The sequence below is a fragment of the Sodalis sp. RH24 genome, from assembly GCF_047324145.1.
Lineage (GTDB): Bacteria > Pseudomonadota > Gammaproteobacteria > Enterobacterales > Enterobacteriaceae > Acerihabitans.
In genome coordinates this window covers 120270-139543 of the sequence record NZ_CP178729.1, presented here as the reverse complement: position 1 = coordinate 139543, position 19274 = coordinate 120270, and the positions used below count along the sequence as shown (strand labels likewise).

The 19274-nt window shown below is 59.7% G+C and carries 17 protein-coding genes; 9 read left to right on the top strand and 8 right to left on the bottom strand.

The features are described from left to right. Positions 1-63: 63 nt before the first annotated feature. The 7 genes from ACL2XG_RS00600 to ACL2XG_RS00570 form a co-directional block, all read right to left on the bottom strand. Entirely contained in the window at positions 64-1017 is a 954-nt protein-coding gene (locus ACL2XG_RS00600) for a chemotaxis protein (protein WP_410014503.1), read from the bottom strand. Beyond that, on the bottom strand, positions 1010-1300 hold the full coding sequence (locus tag ACL2XG_RS00595; protein ID WP_410014502.1) for an ATP-binding cassette domain-containing protein: 291 nt from the start codon (positions 1298-1300) through the stop codon (positions 1010-1012). Before ACL2XG_RS00595 ends, ACL2XG_RS00600 begins: the two co-directional genes overlap by 8 nt. Further along, positions 1287-2105, bottom strand: coding sequence for a phytanoyl-CoA dioxygenase family protein (locus ACL2XG_RS00590; protein ID WP_413723168.1), 819 nt, complete (start codon positions 2103-2105; stop codon positions 1287-1289). Before ACL2XG_RS00590 ends, ACL2XG_RS00595 begins: the two co-directional genes overlap by 14 nt. Positions 2106-2203: 98 nt before the next feature. Continuing rightward, positions 2204-3163 carry a hypothetical protein gene (locus tag ACL2XG_RS00585; protein WP_410014500.1) on the bottom strand — a complete coding sequence of 320 codons (960 nt, stop codon included), beginning with the start codon at positions 3161-3163 and terminating at the stop codon, positions 2204-2206. 55 nt (positions 3164-3218) lie between these two features. After that, positions 3219-4013: an amino acid ABC transporter ATP-binding protein gene (locus ACL2XG_RS00580; protein ID WP_410014499.1), complete on the bottom strand. Its 795-nt coding sequence runs from the start codon at positions 4011-4013 to the stop codon at positions 3219-3221. Further along, positions 4003-4800, bottom strand: a complete 798-nt coding sequence (locus ACL2XG_RS00575) for an amino acid ABC transporter permease (protein ID WP_410014498.1) — start codon at positions 4798-4800, stop codon at positions 4003-4005. The genes ACL2XG_RS00580 and ACL2XG_RS00575 overlap by 11 nt, the downstream gene beginning before the upstream one ends. A gap of 34 nt (positions 4801-4834) precedes the next feature. Continuing rightward, entirely contained in the window at positions 4835-5674 is an 840-nt protein-coding gene (locus tag ACL2XG_RS00570; protein WP_413723169.1) for an ABC transporter substrate-binding protein, read from the bottom strand. Positions 5675-6503: 829 nt separating this feature from the next. Between ACL2XG_RS00570 and ACL2XG_RS00565 the strand changes: the two genes are divergently transcribed. Then, a complete protein-coding gene (locus ACL2XG_RS00565; protein ID WP_413723170.1) occupies positions 6504-6716 on the top strand; it encodes a hypothetical protein in 213 nt (70 codons plus the stop codon). Between the two features lie 863 nt (positions 6717-7579). Here the strand turns inward: ACL2XG_RS00565 and hutC are convergent. Next, on the bottom strand, positions 7580-8407 hold the full coding sequence (gene hutC, locus ACL2XG_RS00560) for a histidine utilization repressor (RefSeq protein ID WP_413723171.1): 828 nt from the start codon (positions 8405-8407) through the stop codon (positions 7580-7582). A 328-nt stretch (positions 8408-8735) separates the two neighbouring features. On the opposite strand from hutC, the gene ACL2XG_RS00555 reads away from it, so the two are divergent. The 8 genes from ACL2XG_RS00555 (at position 8736) to ACL2XG_RS00520 (ending at position 19191) form a co-directional block, all read left to right on the top strand. After that, the gene (locus tag ACL2XG_RS00555) at positions 8736-10787 is read left to right on the top strand and encodes a hydantoinase/oxoprolinase family protein (protein WP_413723172.1); all 2052 of its coding nucleotides are present in this window, start codon (positions 8736-8738) and stop codon (positions 10785-10787) included. 2 nt (positions 10788-10789) lie between these two features. Beyond that, positions 10790-12757 carry a hydantoinase B/oxoprolinase family protein gene (locus tag ACL2XG_RS00550; protein WP_413723173.1) on the top strand — a complete coding sequence of 656 codons (1968 nt, stop codon included), beginning with the start codon at positions 10790-10792 and terminating at the stop codon, positions 12755-12757. Between the two features lie 40 nt (positions 12758-12797). Continuing rightward, complete coding sequence (locus ACL2XG_RS00545; protein ID WP_410014493.1) at positions 12798-14342, top strand: ABC transporter substrate-binding protein; 1545 nt, start codon at positions 12798-12800, stop codon at positions 14340-14342. Positions 14343-14356: 14 nt separating this feature from the next. After that, positions 14357-15277, top strand: coding sequence for an ABC transporter permease (locus ACL2XG_RS00540; protein WP_413723174.1), 921 nt, complete (start codon positions 14357-14359; stop codon positions 15275-15277). After that, the gene (locus ACL2XG_RS00535) at positions 15274-16149 is read left to right on the top strand and encodes an ABC transporter permease (protein WP_410014491.1); all 876 of its coding nucleotides are present in this window, start codon (positions 15274-15276) and stop codon (positions 16147-16149) included. The genes ACL2XG_RS00540 and ACL2XG_RS00535 overlap by 4 nt, the downstream gene beginning before the upstream one ends. A 4-nt stretch (positions 16150-16153) precedes the next feature. After that, positions 16154-17176, top strand: coding sequence for an ABC transporter ATP-binding protein (locus ACL2XG_RS00530; protein ID WP_410014490.1), 1023 nt, complete (start codon positions 16154-16156; stop codon positions 17174-17176). Continuing rightward, complete coding sequence (locus tag ACL2XG_RS00525; protein WP_413723175.1) at positions 17173-18105, top strand: ABC transporter ATP-binding protein; 933 nt, start codon at positions 17173-17175, stop codon at positions 18103-18105. The genes ACL2XG_RS00530 and ACL2XG_RS00525 overlap by 4 nt, the downstream gene beginning before the upstream one ends. Positions 18106-18237: 132 nt before the next feature. Beyond that, positions 18238-19191 (top strand): hypothetical protein, encoded by a 954-nt coding sequence (locus ACL2XG_RS00520; RefSeq protein WP_413723176.1) that lies wholly within the window; start codon positions 18238-18240, stop codon positions 19189-19191. Positions 19192-19274 lie beyond the last annotated feature (83 nt).

Genomic DNA, 19274 nt, shown 5'->3' with positions numbered 1-19274 from the left:
AACGGCGCGGTCGGGGGCAGGATTCCGGCCGCGCCATGACGGCTAAGGGAACCGCGGCCGTCTTTACGGCAGCACCCGCTTGATGGCGGACTCCAAGTCGTTGATATCGAATTTTGCCACATACGCATCCGCCCCGACCTTGCGCACATGGTCCTCATTGGCGCTGCCCGACAAGGACGAATGGATAATAACGGGAATGTGTTTTAGGAACTCATCGCGTTTGATATTCAGCGTTAGGGTAAAACCGTCCATCTCGGGCATTTCCAGATCGGTTAACACAAACGCGATTTTATCCGTGACAGGTATGCCTTCCGCCCGCGCTTCTTCCGCCATTTTATTGATTTTTTTCCAGGCTTCCAGGCCGGTGACGTGCGTCAGGAAGGGGATGTTCATCATCGTCAGGCCCTGTTCCAGCATCGAACGGGCGACTTTGGAGTCCTCCGCCACAATGGCCACCGCCCCTGGTTTCAGGGTAAAGGTCTGCTTCTTTTCGCTTTCCAGGTGCGCCGTGCGATTGGCGGGAATGATGTCATACAAAATCTGCTCAACATCCAGCACCAGCGCCAGCGGGGTGTCGGTTTTATCATTGTTCAGGCGCGCGATGCTGGTGATATTGCGGCTTCTGACGCCCGCCTCGGCCGCCAGGACCTGGCTCCACTCAAGACGGACGATATCGTCGACGGATTCCACCGCGAAAGCCTGGGTGCTGCGGGCATATTCCGTTACCAGCAAGATATTCAACCCGGTCTTCGGCACGCAGCCGACGATGGCCGGCAAATCGATAACGGGCATAATCTCGCCGCGGATATTCGCCATGCCCATCAGCGGCGACGTCATGCCGGCGGCTTTGGTCAGCTTCGGCATCGGCACTATTTCACGCAGCTTAAACACGTTGATGCCGTACAATTCGGCGTGTTCTTCATCGGGGGGCGACCCCAGGCGGAATAACAGCAGTTCAAATCGGTTCGATGAGGTGAGATTGGTTCTCTCCTCTACCTCTTGTTGAAAATTATCCATACTTTCCCCAATAAAAATAGCGATTGATGCGTGGAAACAAGGCGGTTTGACTGATTCGGAAAATAAAGAATAATTCAACGTATAATGTTATCGGCCGACGGGGGGAAATACTTAATATTACTGCGGCAGCATAAAAACGGGCGTCGGCGACCTGGCGGCCGTTTAACAGGAACTCGCCGCCAGGCTGGATAAACCCTACCACCATGCGCAGCGTGGTGGTTTTACCGCAGCCGCTGGGCACCAGCCGCTCGCCCGGTGCGATGGCGAGGTTAATGCCCTCCACGGCGCGGCGCCCGCCAGACGACCGGAAAGGAGGGACAATCCAGCGCCCCGCCGTCTTGCGGGGCGTCCTGTAGCGGCGCCGGGGGCGACATTTTCCCGCTGCGGTAGCGGAAAACCGCGTCATCGCCGGTCCAGCGGGTGGATAACACCCGCCGCGGCGCGTCCTGGAAATTGCCGGCGGCGCCGTGCAGGGTCAGGCCATGGAACACCAGGCAGTCGCCGGGTTCCAGCGCCCAGCTGATAATCCGGTAGTCTTGCCGCCGCGCTTCAATATCCGGCAGGATGTCCCAGCTGTCGTCGTCGCCCTCGCGCAGCTGGCCGGTGGCGAACCACTGGGGACGGAACCATTTACCCCAGCGGTGCGAGCCAGCGACAAATTCCAGCGCCGTGGCGCGCGTCACGGCGCCGGTGGGCAGCCAAAGGGTGCAAAAGTCATTGCCGTCCACCGGGCTATACGGCTGATCCTGATGCCACAGGGTGCGCTGGGAGGCACCGGGCATTTTAGCCAGCACATGATCATGCAGGAAATTGATTTTGCCGGACCCTAGAAGGCCGGCGGCGATTTCCTTGGCGGGCGATTCATAAACAAATTGTTTGATGGCCGCAATGCGCCGCCAGTTATCGCTGTCCTGGAAAAACAGTTTAGTTTCGGGGTCGGTATAGCGGCCGTGATCGCTGGGCGCGGCGATATTAGCCATGATGCCCTGCTCCACTTTCTCCAGCCATTGGCGGGAAAAGGCCTGGCGGATAATAACGGCGCCATCGCGCTGAAACGCCGCTTTATCCTGGGGTGTGATAGTCAACATATTGCCTCCCGGCTGAATGCGGCGCGCAACCCGCCGCAGGCCGTTTGCGCCGGCAAAAGCGTTCCGGCGGGCTTAACGCGGGCGCGTGGCCATTATTCTCAGACTTTTTCAGGATTCCAACGGCCCGGAAATTCCTGGCCGCCGAGCTGGCGGTTATAGAACATGCCCAGATACCATGGGAAATAGTGATAAGACCAGGCGCACAGGCGATTGCCATATTTCAGAAAAGCGCGCAGCAATTCCTGAAGTTCTTCTTTGGTTTGCGCCGCGGCTACCGCCTCGCGCAAGATACCGGCGTATTCTTCCAACTGATATAACCCGCTGACGCCTAAATAGCTGGAGTAAGGCACGTCGAATTCCCGCAGCGTTTTATTAAAATCCTGCACCGAAAGCGTATTGGTCAGCGTCAGTAACGGGTACATGGTATACATAATATAATCACGCAGCATGCCGTTGGCGAAATCCCAGGCGGTAAAATACTGGCCGTAGGTGCCGGTGGACTCCACCTGTCCCAAACGGATGGCGCGCAGGTCCTCGGGCTCCGTCAACTGGATCCTGTCGGCTTCCGCCAGGAAGCGTTTGGCCGCGTCCGTGGTGGCCGCGGGCTGGCGCGGTACGCCCGGGTGGGCCTGCTTATCATGAGCGGAAACCTCGACAAAAATCTTATCCTTTTGCCAGAAGAGATTATTCCACACCGCCTTGCCCACATCGGGCAGTAAATGACAATATTCCGCCAGCACCTGTCCCAATACCGGCTGGGCCAAAGGCTCCAGGCCGACGCCATATTGAATCGACATTTTATTGCCCGTTGACTGGGAATAACGCAGCCGGCCCACCGGGCAATCGGTAATCATTTCGCGATGGTGCACCGGCGCGCTGCTGACGATGGGCGTCCAGGCATACATGGATGCGCCGGACACAACCGGATGCGCCTGCAGCACTTTAAACGGCAGGTGCTGCCAGAACTCTTCGCACAGCTCGGGGTTCTTTTCATCATTTAATTCAGCGACCACGGTAACGCCCAGGTCGGGCCAGCTTATATCAATTAAACGTCCCATCTTTATTCCTCGTTGGTAAAAATACGTTGTCTTATAATCCACCGCCGGGCGATGTTTATATTTTGTGTAATACCTTATTCAGAAAGGTCCTTGTTCTTGGATTCTCCGGCGCAATAAATATTTTTTGCGGCGGTCCCTGCTCGATAATCTCGCCGCCGTCCATGATGACCACCCGGTCGGCGACATTCCTGGCAAATTCCATCTCATGGGTCACCACGATCATGGTCATGCCCTGGCGCGCCAGGTCCTGCATTACGCTTAACACTTCGCCAATCATTTCGGGATCAAGGGCGCTGGTGGGTTCGTCAAACAGCATGACCTCCGGGTTCATCGCCAGCGCGCGCGCAATCGCTACGCGCTGCTGCTGCCCGCCGGATAATTGCGTGGGGTAATAGGCTAATTTATCCGCCAGGCCCACCCGGGCCAATAATTCCGCGGCGTTGTCGCGCGCCTGTTTTTTATTCATTCTCAGGACGCTTACCGGCGCTTCCATGACGTTTTGCAACGCGGTCATATGTGAAAACAAATTAAAGCGCTGAAAAACCATGCCGATGCGCTGGCGCAGCTTGGCGATATTTTTCTCGCTGTCTTCCTGCATCAGGCCGTTTTTCATGCGGTATCCCATCAGGGCGCCGCCGACGTGGATGGTGCCCTGCTGAATTTTCTCCAACCGGTTGATACAGCGGATAAGCGTGGTTTTTCCCGAACCGGACGGGCCGATAATCACCGTAGTTTCGCCGGTTTTCACCGTCAACGACACATTACGCAGTACCGGCAGTTCGCCATAGAATTTCATTACGTCACGGCAGACGACCGCATCCGGTAGGCTATCTGATTGATTAACGCTCATCGGCAAGCTCCGCTAAAAGAGATGAGGATTTTTTGGCACGCCGCTTTATGCTCGCCCCTTTTAAATGCCGGTTGAGATTTTTTTCCAACAGCATTTGGATGGCGGTCCAGCACGCGGTCAGCAGCAAATAATAAATAGAGATGCCGAGATAAACCTCAAACGTCATAAAGGTGGCGGCCTGTAATTGCTCCGCGACACGAAACATTTCTGAAACACCGATAATACTGAGCAACGCCGTGGTCTTGAGCATATTATTAAATTGATTGCCTAGCGCGGGGACAATCACCGGGATGGTCTGCGGCAGAATAATGCGCCGCATCAGCAACCGCGGCGGCATGCCCAGCGCTTTGGCGGCCTCGGCCTGGCCGCTGTCGATGGATATAATGCCGGCGCGCGTAATTTCGCTCATATACGCCGCCTCGTGCAGGGCGAAAGACACAATGCCCGCGACCACCGCCCCGGAAATCATGAACGGCCCCAACGGCATCACGGCGGGGAAAATATCAAAACCCAGTAAATAGGGCAGGCCAAAATAAATCAGTACCAATTGTACCAATACCGGCGTGCCGCGAAAAAACCAAATATAAAGCTGGTTAAACGCCTTTAATATCCATAAGCGGCTTATTCCTGCCATTGCCAATGTAATACCTAATACCGTGCCAATAAGCTGGGACAGTACAGCGGAAACAATCGTTAATATCAGCCCCTGAAATAAAACGGCTTGCGGATGAAACACAAAATTCAGGAAAAATGGCAGATTAAATTGCATATGAATTTGATTTAGCAAGGTACGCTCCTCACAGCATGGTCGCCCCGCCCCGTCAATCGCAGGGGTGCTCGCTGTCGCACAGGGCTACGCCATGTTCAATACCCCATTTCTGGACGATTTTCGTCATGGCGCCGGATGTATTCAGTTCATCCATTGCCGCCTGGATCGCCTGGCGCAGGTCGGTATTGTTTTTCACCATGGCCACCACCCACGTTTTGGCGGGCACCGGCATATCGACGGTCTGGAATTTATTTTTGGCCTTCGACATGTAAAAATTAATCACCACCGTATCGCCGACCATGGCATCGGCGCGGCCCAGCAGCAAATCATGGAACGCGGCGACGTTGGTGCCCAACGACACCAGGGTAATCGCCGGTTTACCTTCGCTCACCAGTTTGTCGCTTTCCTGCTTGACCACCGACTCATTGCGGCTGCCCATCAACGCCGCCACCCGGCGGCCCGAGAGATCCGCAAACGACGCCAGATGCAGGGGATTTCCCTTGACCACCAGCAGGCCGGACTTTACCCGCCAGTAATCCACCAGCCCATAGCGCTCCGCGCGTTCCGGCGTTTTCCCCAGGCTGGCCATGACCAGGTCGCACTTGCCGGTATCCAGCGCGGCAAAAATACCGGAAAATTGATAATTATCGATCTGGGTTTTCACTCCCAGGGTCTTGCCCAGCGCATTCATAATATCCACCGCGGCGCCGCTGGGTGTTTTGCCGTCCTCGGCCATGCCTTCCGCCGGGGGGTTTTCCAGGTCGGAGCAAAAGGTCAGTTGCCCTTTCGCCTTGATATCCGCCGGTGCGGCGACGGCGGCGTTTGCCCACCCCGGCGCGATGCCGAACGACAGGCTTAACACGGTACCGATAATCAATTGTTTTTTATTCACCCTGCTCTCCCGACACCTTGGTTGCTGTTGATAACGTCGTCACACGAGAATGATATCCAGGCCGTTAACATCTGTTTAACCCGATGAAATTGAACATACCGCCAGCAAAACGGGGCGTCAAGTTATGTATATACAAATAAGATAATTATATGGATGATTTTTGCGCTATTCTAGATAGATTTAAGTTAAATATTTGATTTTTATAAATATTATGTTATTATTAGAGTATATACATAAGATATCAAATGTAGTGGCTTTTGACCGGATTGACTTCAGGACGGATAGATTTATATCGTTTGCGGGGGGATGTTGCGCCGGTGGGGGTTTGGCTTGTGGTGAGGACTATGTCGCGCCGGTGAAGGTTTCGCTTGCCGTGCGTTTGGTTGTTTTATGTAGTGCCGGGTGCCGGCAAGCGACAAAGAGGCCGTACCGCGACGGCCTCCTTGACCTCCGCGCGTCCGGCAGGTCGCGCGTCGCTGCGCGATGCCTTCCGCCGCCAGTTCCCCCGTTATGCACCGGCCCGGTTAGCGCTCCCGGCGCAACCGGGCCTTTCGCCGCTCCCGGCGGCTCATGCCGGGGTCACAGGCGCCGTCAGCGCGCTCTATGCCGGCCCGACTATCGCTGTCAGTAATAAATAGTAAGAAACAATAGCGCCGCTGTTGATAAGGAGAAGGAAGAGTGAGCCGGGAAGCTGACAATCATTGAGGTAAACAGCCGCAGCATGAAATTACAGCCCGCCAAACCAGGCCTATGCCCTAGTCCCCCGAATCTGTAAGCATATTAGATACATCGCACCTGGCGCTTTTAATTTAAAGCCGGAAGCGAGCATATGGCATTAGACATTAGACATAGGGCTTTGGGCTTTGGGCTTTGGGCTTTGGGCTTTGGGCTTTGGGCTTTGGGCTTTGGGCTTTGGGCTTTGGGCTTTGGGCTTTGGGCTTTGGGCTTTGGGCTTTGGGCTTTGGGCTTTGGGCATTTAACGTTTAGCATTAGCCATTTGGCTTTGAGCATTTATCGTTTGGCATTAGCCATTAGCCATTAACCATCAGGCTGTAAACTTTAGCGCAAAATGAATACTGATACCTTTCCCGGTAAGTGCATGCCGCAAGAAACCCAAAAACGCTATTTTACTCACAGGCGATGGTGTTGACCTGGTGCCGGCATAGAGTGCGCCGGCGGCGCACATCGCGGCTGGATGAGCCGCCGGGAGCGGCGAAAGCTAAGGGCCGCGCCGGGAGCGCGTCCCGTGCGGTCCACAAAGCCGGGATGGGTGATGCCGGGAACCGCGCAGCGGCGCACGACCTGCCGGACGCGCGGAGGTCAAGGAGGCCGTCGCGGTACGGCCTCTTTGTCGCTTGCCGGTACCCGGCAACACATACGAACACCTCACGCACGGCAAGCGAAACCTTCGCCGAGGCGATATATGCCCTAGCGCACCCTGACGCAGGGTACCTTAACGCACGGCAAGCGAAACCTTCGCCGAGGCGATATATGCCCTAGCGCACCCTGACGCAGGGTACCTTAACGCACGGCAAGCGAAACCTTCGCCGAGGCGATATATGCTCTAGCGCACCCTGACGCAGGGTACCTTAACGCACGGCAAGCGAAACCCGCGCCGAGGCGATATATGCCCTAGCGCACCCTGACGCAGGGTACCTTAACGCACGGCAAGCGAAACCCGCGCCACGGCAACATAAAGCTTACCGCCAACCGCAAACCAAACCCCCACCGGCACAACCTAATCCTTGCCCCAAGCCTCTCCGCCGGCTCCGGCGCGAACTCATCCATAAAGCGGCCATAGCGTCGAAACCCCTTAGCGCAATACGCCAGTATTCAAAACGCGCCGGCGTGTTTAGCGGCAATCTCGTGCCCATACGGATGTGAGCCAAAAACACCGGGAGGGTTTCAGCCCGGGTTGGGCGTATCCCGCTGCAAATTCGCCGGGCTGGGCCCGAAACGCACTAAAAAGCGGTGGCGTTCCCCCGGATAAATCAAGCGCACAAAGGTGATCAGCTCCCCCGACAGCCAGGTGCGCCTGGCAATGGAAATGCACGCCGTACCGGGCGATACCGATAATTGCCGCGCCAGCACATCGTCGGCGGAAATAGCGCGCAGGGAGTGCTCGCCTTCCGACCAGGGGATATTGCTTAACAACCAGCTGCCCGGCGGCATCTCGATAAACTCCTCCTGCGCCGCTTGCGGCACTACCGCCAGATTGATTTGGCGCGCCTCCAGGGCGAAAGGCAGGTTATCGGCGTAATGCATGACATCGATACATAGCATGCGTGCGTTAACGGGTATGCCGATATGTTCCGCTTCGACCGCGTCGGTAATAGTGCGGATGCCGCGCGACAGCAGCGAAAAACTGTACATGCTGTCGCTGGCCAGGACTTCGGCGCGAATATCCTGAATGGCCAGCAACGGCTCCTCGACACGCGGCATGGCGACGAAAGACCCTTTCCGGCGCTTGCGCACAATCATCCCGGCGGCCACCAGCGTCGACAGCGCTTTATTTACCGTCATTCGCGAGCATTGATAGACCGCCATCAATTCCTGTTCGGTGGGCACCCGATCGCCGGGATGCCACTCGTTGCTGAGGATTTTGTTTTTAATATCGTTCTGGATGCCCTGATGGATGGGCAGGGGTTTGACCCGCGAACGCTTAGGGATGAGCGGACTTGGCTCGGCGTGAGCGGGCGGGGCTTGGTGTAGCGGTGACTCGTTTTTGCTCATAATGGAGGTTTTCCCAAAGTATCAGCGATTAAGTATATACAAAACAAAAAGCAAATTCGCGCTATCATTTTTTCTTATTCATTTTTATCTTCGTTTTATGTATATACATAAAATAAGCCTATATGAACACGGCGTTTCCACCCCGATAAACACATTAATTTACTGTTTTAACGCTGCTTTATCATAGGATATTCGTATGAATATTGATCTGTTTTTCATCATAATGATATTTACATCCCAGTTCTTTATTATATTGTATATACCAATAGACTTCATCAGGGCGCCATTTTCGCCGGGACGCGGCGTCGGCGGCACAAGGGCAAATCGCATGATAAGAGTGGGAGTTGATATCGGCGGCACGTTCACCGACTTTGTCGTCTGGCGCAGCGACGCGCGGCAGGCGCCGTTATATTGTTTTAAAGTGCCCTCCACTCCGCCCCATTTTGCCGAGGGTTTTAAACAGGGCTTCGAGCGGTTATTGTCGGCATTGGCCGTGGGGCCGGAAGAACCGGTGGTGGTCATGCACGGCACCACTGTGAGCACCAACGCCGTGATCGAGCGTTCACAGCCGCCGGTCGCCCTGTTCGTCACCCAGGGATTTCGCGATATCCTGGAACTGCAGCGCCTGCGTCTGCTCGATCCCACCAATCTGCGCGGCACGCGCGGCCTGCCGTTGATCGAGCGGCACCAGGTTTTTGAAATACGCGAACGCATGGCGGCTGACGGCGGCGTTATCGACGCGCTGTCGGCGGAATCGGTGGCCGGCGCGGTGGCGCAGGTGGTGGCCGCCGGGCTCGACAGCATCGCCGTCGCCTATATCAACAGCTATCAGGATCCCCGCCATGAGCGGGAAACGCGCGCATTGATCCGGCGGCTCGCGCCGTCCCTGGATGTCTGCCTGTCCAGCGAGGTGTGGCCGCGCCCCGGCGAATACGAGCGGGCGGTCAATGCGTTGCTTAATGTCTATGTTAAGCCCCGGATGTCCTCATACCTGGGGCAGATTGAACACTACCTGACCAGCCGTCTGCGCCACGTCCAGCTGTTTATCACCCGCTCCAACGGCGGGGCCATGTCCGCGCGCGAGGCGCGCCATTTCCCGGTGCATACGCTCCTGTCCGGCCCCGCTTCCGGGGTAACGGCGGCGCAGCTGATTACCCGCGCGGCGCCGGAGCAGCATTTTCTGACAATGGATATGGGCGGCACCAGCACCGATATTTCCCTGATCCGCGCCGGCATGCCGACGGTGGTGGAGCAAACCGAGGTCGGCGAGTTCCCTCTGACCATGCCGGTTACCGGCATCGAGGCGATAGGCGCCGGCGGCGGTTCCATCGGCCGTTTCGACGGGCCGGTGTTCCGCGTCGGCCCCAAAAGCGCCGGCGCCTGGCCCGGCCCCGCCTGTTTTGCGCGCGGCGGCGCCGAGCCTACCGTGACCGACGCCTACTTATTATGCGGTTATCTGGACGCCGCCACTTTTCTCGGCGGCGAGATGCCCCTGGACACCGCTGCGGCCCGCGCCGCCTTCGCTCCCCTGGCCGCGCGCATGGCCGCGACGGAGACGGACGCGGCCGGCGCCGCCATCGCCATCGCCACCTCCAATATGGTCGCCAGCGTATTGCCTTATCTGGCCCGCCACGGTGTCGATCCGCAGGACGTGACCCTGGTGGCGTTCGGCGGCAACGGCGCCATCCACGGTCCGCTGCTGGCGGCGGAAATCGGCATCCCACGGGTTATCGTGCCCAACAATCCGTCGGTATTCTGCGCCGTGGGCGGCGTGGTCGCCGAACTGACCCATGACACCATCGCCATCGTACAGCAGGGCGCGATGGATACGGCGCGCTTGCAACAGACCTTTGCCGGGCTGGCGGACGCGGCCAGGGCCTGGCTGGCGCGGCAGACCGACCCCGGCAACGTGGTCGCGATCGCCCTGGAGTACTGGGCGGATATGCGCTATCGCGGCCAGTCTTTCCAGATCCCGGTGCGCATTGAGGCGGCCGCCCCAGACGGCATCAGCACCACGCTCGCCGTCGCCGCGTTTCACGCGGAGCATTTACGCTTGCATACCCATGCCGATACGGAGGCGTCCGTTGAATTTATCGAACTGCGGGTGCGGGTGCGCGGCGCGCTGGCCGCGCCGGAAGGCAATGCGGCGACGCGGCCGGCGGGCGGCGGCCGACCCCGCCCCCGCGGCTTCCGGCGGCTGCATATCGGCGCGGCGTTGCTGGAGGATTGCCCGGTTTATGACCGCACCGTATTGGGAGTGGATGCCCAGGTACCGGGGCCGTGCATTATCAGCCAGAGCGACGCCACCGTGCTGGTCCCGCCCTTTTTTACCGCCAGGGTGCATGCCGGCGGCGACATTATCCTGACGCAGGAGCATTGATTGTGGATCCCATCCAAACGGTCATCATGAATAATCGCTTTAACGCCATTGTCGAAGAAGCCTCCGTCACCCTGTATCGCACCGCCCATACCACCTTCGTCAAACTGGTACAGGATTTTCAATGCGGGCTGGCCACGCCGGCAGGCGAAATGTTCGCGTATCCCAGCCACAACGGCGTTAACGCCTTCATTGGCCTGCCGATAGCCGGCGGCCTGCACGGCATCGGCGTAGAACATCTTGAGCCCGGGGATTGCATTATCACCAACGATCCCTTCAGTACCGACGGGATGGTGACGCATATCATGGATGTATCCATGGTGCGGCCGGTCTTTGTCGGCAATGAGCTGGTGGCCCTGGCCTGGTCGTTCGTGCATGCCTCCGATATCGGCGGCGCGGTGCCGGGCAGTATTTCGCCGGCGTTTACCGAGGTGTTCCAGGAAGGCCTGCGCGTCAGGCCGACCAAACTCTACAAACGCGGACAGCTCGATACCGCCATCCGCAATATCTTTATCGATAACAGCCGCATCGCCGATGAGCTGTGGGGCGACTTCCAGGCCATGATATCGGCGCTGGCCAGTATGGATAAGCGGCTGAATCAACTATGCCAGCGCTATGGCGTGGCGGCGGTGCGCGCGGGCATGGAAGCGTCCATGGCCCTGGCCGATGCCAAGGCCCGCCAGGTTATACGCCGCATCCCCGACGGGGATTATCCCTTCGCCGATTATGTCGAAGGCATGAGCGAAGGAGATTTTATCCATATCCACGCCGTGATGCGCGTGCGCGACGAGCGCATCGTATTCGACTTCAGCGGCACCGACCCGCAGGTGGCGGCGGCCTTTAACTACGTCACCGGCGCGCGCGCCCACCCCTATACGCTGCAGGCGTTTATCTATTATATCCTGACCCGGGAGCCGGAAGCGCCGCGTAACGCGGGCCTGCTGCGCGCCCTTGAGGTCATCGCCCCGCGCGGCACGGTGATGAACGCCGAGTTTCCGGCGGCCGGCGGTTCGCGGGTCACCACCAGCACCCGCGTTTACGACGTCATCCTGGGCTGTCTGAACGCCGCCCTGGCCGACGGTCTCACGGCGGCGGGTCCCGGCATGTCGGGAGTGATCGTGGTTTCCGCCAAAGATCCCCATGGCGAGGGCAATCGCGTCAGCGTGATCAATCCCTTGTGCGGCGGCGGCGGCGGACGTTTCGGCCTCGACGGCACCGACGGGGTGGACTCCCGCTCCGGTTATCTGCGCACGGTGCCCGCCGAAACCATCGAGGCCGAAACGGTGATGCGGGTGAAACGGTATGGCCTGGTGACCGACAGCCAGGCGCCCGGCCGCTGGCAGAGCGGCGCCGCCATTGCCCTGGAGCTGGAAAATACGGGTCCCGAGGCGGTGATGACGGTGCGCGGCATGAATCGTTTCTATTTTCAGTCTTGGGGCGCGCGGGGTGGGCAATGCGGCCATTTGGGATCCGTATTGCTCAATCCCGGCACCGATGATGAGCGCAATCTGGGCAAGATTGATGTCCTGAAGATGCAACGCCACGACGTGGTGCGCCTGACCTCGCCCTCGGGCGGCGGCTTTGGCGACCCTTTCCTGCGCGATCCGCGCCAGGTTGCCCGCGATGTGCGGCGCGGCCTGGTGTCCGTCTACAACGCCCGGGCCAGTTACGGCGTGGCGGTGGACGACAGCGGCCGGCTCGACCCCGATGCCACCGCGCGGCTGCGCGCCGGGCACAGCAGCGTCGCGCACGGCCTGTTTACGCTTGGGAGCGCGCGCGATCGCCTGGATCGGGTCTGGCCGCGCGAAATCCGGGCGGCGCTGGCCATGAGCCTGATGCGTGAGGAGCGCCGCCTGCGCCAGTCCCTGCGCCTGGCGGTCATTAAACGCCTGACGGCGGAAAACCGGCCGGTCAGCCTGACGATGATGGCCGCGGTTATCGCGGAAGAATTGCAGTACCTCAGGATGCACTGATTTTCCCCATCGCTCCGTTCTCTCATACTGGAGATCAACCATGTGTCATGTTCTCAGGCTTGCCTTGTCAGGCAAAGCGCGCCAATTACGACTGCTGGGCTGCGCCGCGTTATTATCCGTTGCCGGCAGCCTGCCGGCGGTCGCGCTGGCGGATACCGTCAATATTGCCTTTTCCGCCGCGGTGACGACGCTTGATCCGCAGCAGGCCACCGTGGTGCAGACGGATTTAAGCGTCATCAGCCATATCTACTCGCCGCTGGTGATACGCAATCCCGACCTCGGCATTACCGGCGTCGTGGCGCAATCATGGCAGGCTATCGACGACAACACCTGGGACTTCAAGCTGCGCCCGGGCATTACCTTTGCCAATGGCAAGCCGCTGGATGCCGCGGTGGTAAAGTGGAATTTCGATCATTTACTCGATCCCGCGCATAAAACCCGCGTCAAGGAATGGTACAGCCTGATCGATCATGTCGACGTCGTGGCGCCCGACGAGGTGAAAATCATTACGCGCATGCCCTTCCCCGGGCTGGTGGCGCAGCTGAGCATGCTGTTCATGATGGAGCCGTCTTGGACCGCGACGCACGATCCCAGCCGCGAGGCCATGGGCAGCGGCCCGTATCAGCTGGCGGAATACGTGCCGGGCGAACGGGTGGTGCTGACGCCCAACCCCACGTATTTCGGCACCCAGGTTTTCGGCACGCCGGCGCCGCATGACAAAGTCGTGCTGCGCATGATAAGCGAACCGGCGGTACGGGTGTCGGCGTTGCTGGCCGGCGAGCTGGATCTGGCGCTGGATATTCCGCCCACGGATATCGCGCGCATCAACAGCAGCGGCATCGCCCATGCCGGCTGGGGAGAAAGCAGCCGCGCGATGATCATTAAAATGAATAACCTCAAGCCGCCCTTCGCCAACAACCTCAAGCTGCGCCAGGCGATGAACTACGCCATCGATCGCCAGGGCATTATCGACGCCATTTATAACGGTCACGGCGCCATCAGCAAAGGCCAGCTGCTGTCGCCCATGTATTTCGGCTACAACGATAAACTGCAGCCCTACCCCTACGATCCGGACAAGGCGCGCCAGCTTATCGCCGAGTCGGGATTGCCGCAGCCCATTTCCTTTGAACTGCAGGTGCCGCTGGGACGTTATCTGTTAAGCCAGGAAATCGGCCAGGTGATCGCCGCCCAGCTGCAGGAAGTGGGTCTGAACGTCAGCATCAAGGAAATGGAATACGCCAACTGGTCCAACGCCTATACCCGCGGCGATATGGGGCAGGCAGCGTTTTTAGGCCAGGCCTGGCCGACCCTGGACGCCGACGGCCTGCTGGGTCTGTACCTGCCCACCGACCCCGGCGCTTACTGGAAGGATGACGTTTTTGCCGGCCTGGTGATGAAAGGCCGCTCAACGGTTGATAAGCAAAAACGCGCCGCCTGGTACCAGCAGGCAACCGAACGGATGCGTGAACAGGCGCCGCTGGTGTTTTTATTTAACCAGCCGCTGACCTATGCCACGTCGAAGCGATTCACCTGGCAAACGCGCGGCGACGACTGGGTGCGGGTTTTCGATTTAGTGGCGAAATAAACAGGCGGTGGCGCGTGGCGAAATACATCCTGTCCCGACTGCTGGAAGCCCTGGCGGCGGTATTCGGCCTGGTGACCCTTATTTTCCTGGTGTCGCGGTTACTGGGGGATCCGGTTTCTTTATTGCTTCCCCAGGGCGCCAGCGCCGCCGACCTGCAGGCCCTGCGCGAGCAGCTCGGCCTGCAGCGTCCCTTGCTGGAGCAATATCTGCGTTTTCTCGGCCATGCGCTGGCCGGCGATTTCGGCCAATCCTTTTTTTACCAGCATTCGGCGCTGGGGATTGTGCTGGAACGGATGCCGGCCACGCTGCTGCTGGCGGCGCTTTCCGCGGTGACCGGCATCCTGGCGGGCTGCCTGGCCGGTTTGATTGCCGCGCTTTGCCGTAACTCGGTATGGGAGTTCCTGGTGCTGACCCTGGCGATGCTCGGACAGGCCACGCCGGCGTTCTGGCTGGCGATTATGCTAATCCTGGTGTTCTGCGTCGATCTTGGCTGGCTGCCCACCGGCGGCACCGGCAGCCCGCTGCATTTGATTTTACCCACCGCCGTGATGTCTATTTTCGTCGCCGCCAATATCACCCGCCTGTTCCGTTCCAGCCTGCTCGACGTCATGAGCGAGGATTATATCCGCACGGCGCACGCCAAGGGCCTGCCCCCGCGGGTGATCATGACCTGGCATATGGCGCGTAACGCCATGCTGCCGGTGGTCACCATGAGCGGGCTATTGGTGGGCGAAATGCTCGGCGGCTCGGTGGTGGTCGAAACCATTTTTTCCTGGCCGGGGGTCGGCAGGCTGATTGTCGAGGCGGTGGCGAACCGTGATTTTCCCGTGATCCAGGCGGGAGTCATGGTGGTGTCATGCCTGTTCCTGCTGGTCAGCCTGGGGGTGGATTTGCTCTATAGCCTGCTGGACCCGCGCGTGAGGCAAACGCGATGAACCGAATGAACGTGATGCGCGCCGTGGGACGGCGTATTGGGTCGAGCGCCATCGGCGCTGTCGGCTGGCTTATCATGGCGTTATTGCTGCTGGGCGTGTTGGCCACCTTCGTGATCCCCCTGCCCAGCCCGGTACACGGCAATCTGGCCCTGCGGCTGGCGCCGCCCACGTACCGCTTTTTTGCGCCGGACGCCCATCCGCTGGGCACCGATCAGTTGGGCCGGGATATGTTGAGCCGGCTGCTGTACGGCAGCAGGGTCTCGATAATGGTGGGGTTTAACGCGGTGTTGATTGGCGGCCTCGTCGGCGTGGCGGTGGGGATGATTTCGGGGTACGCCGGCGGCCTCATCGATCGCCTGCTGATGCGTATTGTCGATATGCAGCTCTCGATACCGCTGATTCTGCTGGCGCTGATTATTATCGCCGCCACCGGTCCCAGCCTGGGCAACCTGATTATCGTCCTGGCCCTGACCAGTTGGATCCGTTATGCCCGCATGGTGCGCGGGCAGGTGCTGGCCCTGCGGCAGAGGGAATTCGTCCTGTCGGCGGTGGCCGTCGGCGCCCGGCCCTGGCATATCCTGCGCTATTACATTTTGCCGAATATCCTGACGCCCATTCTGGTGATCGCCACTCTGGAGTTTTCGCGCGTGATTCTCCTGGAGGCCAGCCTGAGTTTCCTCGGGCTGGGCGTGCAGCCGCCCTGGCCGAGCTGGGGCCGGATGCTGGCGGAGGGGCGCGCGTATATCGCCACCGCCTGGTGGGTCACCACCTTTCCGGGACTGGCGATAGTCGTGACGGTAATGGGCGCCAACTTTACCGGCGACTGGCTGCGCGATTATTTCGATCCCAAACTGAAGTCCGCCGGGGAGTAGCGCCATGCAGCCTTTGCTCGACGTGCGTAATTTAACCGTGGCTGTTCCGGCCGGACGCGGCGCGCCGCCGGTCAGGATTATCGACGATATCAGCTATAGCCTGGAGGATAACCAGACGCTGGGCATCGTCGGCGAAAGCGGCAGCGGCAAGAGCATGCAGGCGCTGGCGATGCTGGGATTATTGCCGCCGCGCAGCCGCGCCCTGGTCCACGGCGAGGTCATGTTCCAGGGGCACAACCTGCTGAGCCTGTCGGATAAAGCGCTGCGCGCCATCCGCGGCGCGCAGATCGGCATGATTTTCCAGGAGCCGATGACCTCGCTTAATCCGGTGCTGACCATTGGCCGGCAACTGGCGGAACCCCTGGTGCATCACCTGGGGATGAGCCATGCCAAGGCGCGCCGGCGCGCCGTCGACCTGCTCGGCCTGGTGGGCATCGCCGACCCCGCGCGGCGCGTCAGGCAGTATCCCTTTCAGTTTTCCGGCGGCATGCGCCAGCGGGTCATGATCGCCATGGCGATTGCCTGCAAACCCAAACTGCTGATTGGCGATGAGCCGACCACCGCCCTGGACGTGACTATCCAGGCGCAGATTATTGCGCTTATCCGCGATCTGCGCGACGAAATGAAGATGTCCATCATTTGGATTACCCATGACATGGGCGTGGTGGCCGCGATGGCGGACAGCATGCAGGTGCTGTATGCCGGCAAGATCATGGAGACGGGACCGGTGGAACGGGTGTTCAGCCAACCCCACAGCGCCTATACCTGGTCGCTGTTGCAATCGATCCCCGGCCGGGGACAGCGACCCCGGCAACCGCTGTTCCAGATTGCCGGCCAGCCGGTGGATCCGGCGCGGCGACCGCCCGGCGACCCCTTTGCGCCGCGCAATCCGTTCGCCACCGCGCGGTGTTTTCTTGACGCGCCGCCGCTGCGTCCCGTCTCGCCCGATGAACCGCGCCATCGGGTGGCGGCCTGGTACGATTTGCCCCGCTGCCTGGCGGATCTTGATAAGGATAACGCGACATGAACGGCATGCCCCCGAGCTCCCCGCCGCTGCTACAGGTGGAAGGATTATGCAAAGACTATCCCGCCGGCGCGTCTTTACTGGGCGCGCGCGCCGTGCTCAGGGCGGTTGACGGCGTCAGCTTTACCCTGGCGCGGGGGGAAACCCTCGGGCTGGTGGGCGAGTCCGGCTCGGGCAAAAGCACGGTGGCGCGCTGCGTGATGCAGCTGGAACGGCCGACCGGCGGCCGGGTATTGCTTAACGGCCGCGACCTGGTCGGTATGAGCCAGTCCGCGCTGCGGCCATTGCGCAAGGTGATGCAGATTATTTTCCAGGATCCCTATTCTTCCCTCAATCCACGGATGACGGTCGGCCGTTTTGTCGCGGATCCCATAGTGATCCATGAGGGCAAAATACCCCGTGAGGCGCTTATGCAGCGCGTGCGGGCCCTGTTTGCCAAAGTCGGCCTGGACGCCCGTCATCTCGGCCGCTATCCCCATGAATTTTCCGGCGGCCAGCGCCAGCGCGTCTGCATTGCACGGGCGCTGGCCATGTCGCCGCAGCTGATCGTGGCCGATGAGCCGATAACCGCCCTGGACGTCTCCATCCAGGCCCAAATCATAAACCTGCTGCAACAGCTGCAGGATGAACAGGGGCTGGCGTATCTGTTTATTTCGCACGACCTGGGCATGGTGCGCCATATCTGCCATCGGGTGGCCGTCATGCTGCGCGGTCTGATCGTGGAAACCGGCCCCGCCGAGGCCATTTTTCACGATGCCCGCCACCCTTATACCCAGGCGCTGCTGAGCGCCACCCTGGAAGCCGACCCCGCGCGGGAACGGAGTAAAGCGCGTCTGTTTTTCGACGCCGGCCAGCTTGACGGCAGGGCTCCCGGTTTTATGAAAGAGGTGACCCCGGGCCACTTTGTCAGGGAGTATGGCCACGCCCGCTGAAGAAAAGTCTCGTGCTTATTATTAATTGTATATACATAAATATTAATTGTATATACAATAAACCTGTCCGCGCCGTCGCGCCATAAGAGCCGCCAGCGCACGTTTTAGCGAAAACCATGACAGGAGAACGTAATGAGCTATACCAGCCTGGGGGATGTGATCGATCACGTTCGCAGCCAAACCGCGGCCATGGCCCGCGAGGAGCCCGCGGAGATTTACGCCTTTCGCACCGGAACCCTGGAGAACCAGGCGGGCAGCTACGGCCAGTATTTCGGTACCTGGGATATCGCGGCCGGTATGATGCGCGATTATTCCATGTATACCTATTATCCCTTGCTGCAAATCATTGAAAACCCGGATATCACGCTGCCGCAGTTCTGCTTTATCCTCGACAGTTTCGATCACCCGTACAGCAACTACCTGCGCTACAGCGGATTCCCGCAGCTGGGCAAACTGGCGCTGTCCCTGCGCCAATGGCTGCCGCGGGCGACATCGCGCCAGCAGGCGATAGAGGCGATCCGGGCGTTTTGCATCTATACCGATACGTTTGCCGCCTGGTCGTTCCATTATTTCCCGTGGGGACTGGGCAAGCAGTTTACCTACGCCAACCCCGAGGTGGCCGCGCCCGCCATTGCCGATGCATCCCGGCGGGTGCATATCAAGCCGGGCCGCAAGATCCGCCTGACCTGGCAACCGCTGGATATTACCGTGGATGCCTATCTGGCGGTCCATGAAAATCCGGAGTTATGCCAGGACCTGATGGCGGCCCTGCCTTTTACCGTCCTGCAAGATCACGCCGTGGTCACCGGCGAATCCATGTACGCCTGGTGCCCGCTGGTATCCACCGCGCCGATACAGGTGCGCGAGCGGATCTGCGACGCGCCCAAGGGGCGGCTGCGTTTTTCCCAATCCACCGGCCAGAAATTTATCGTGCAGTACGGACCGACCACCGAGGACCTGGCCCAACCGGTATTGGGAGAGGTCATTCCCGAGCATGCCGATCGCCTGGATAAGGTCGGCGCCGAGGTATGGAAAAGCACCTTTGACACCAAAACCCCCATCTGGCTGACCGTCGAGCTGGTCTGAGCAAGGGGCAACAGGGCGGCTTGCGCCGGCGTTTGCCGGCTGACCAGGCCGCCGCGCTTTGGCCGCGGCGCGGTTGATGTTTT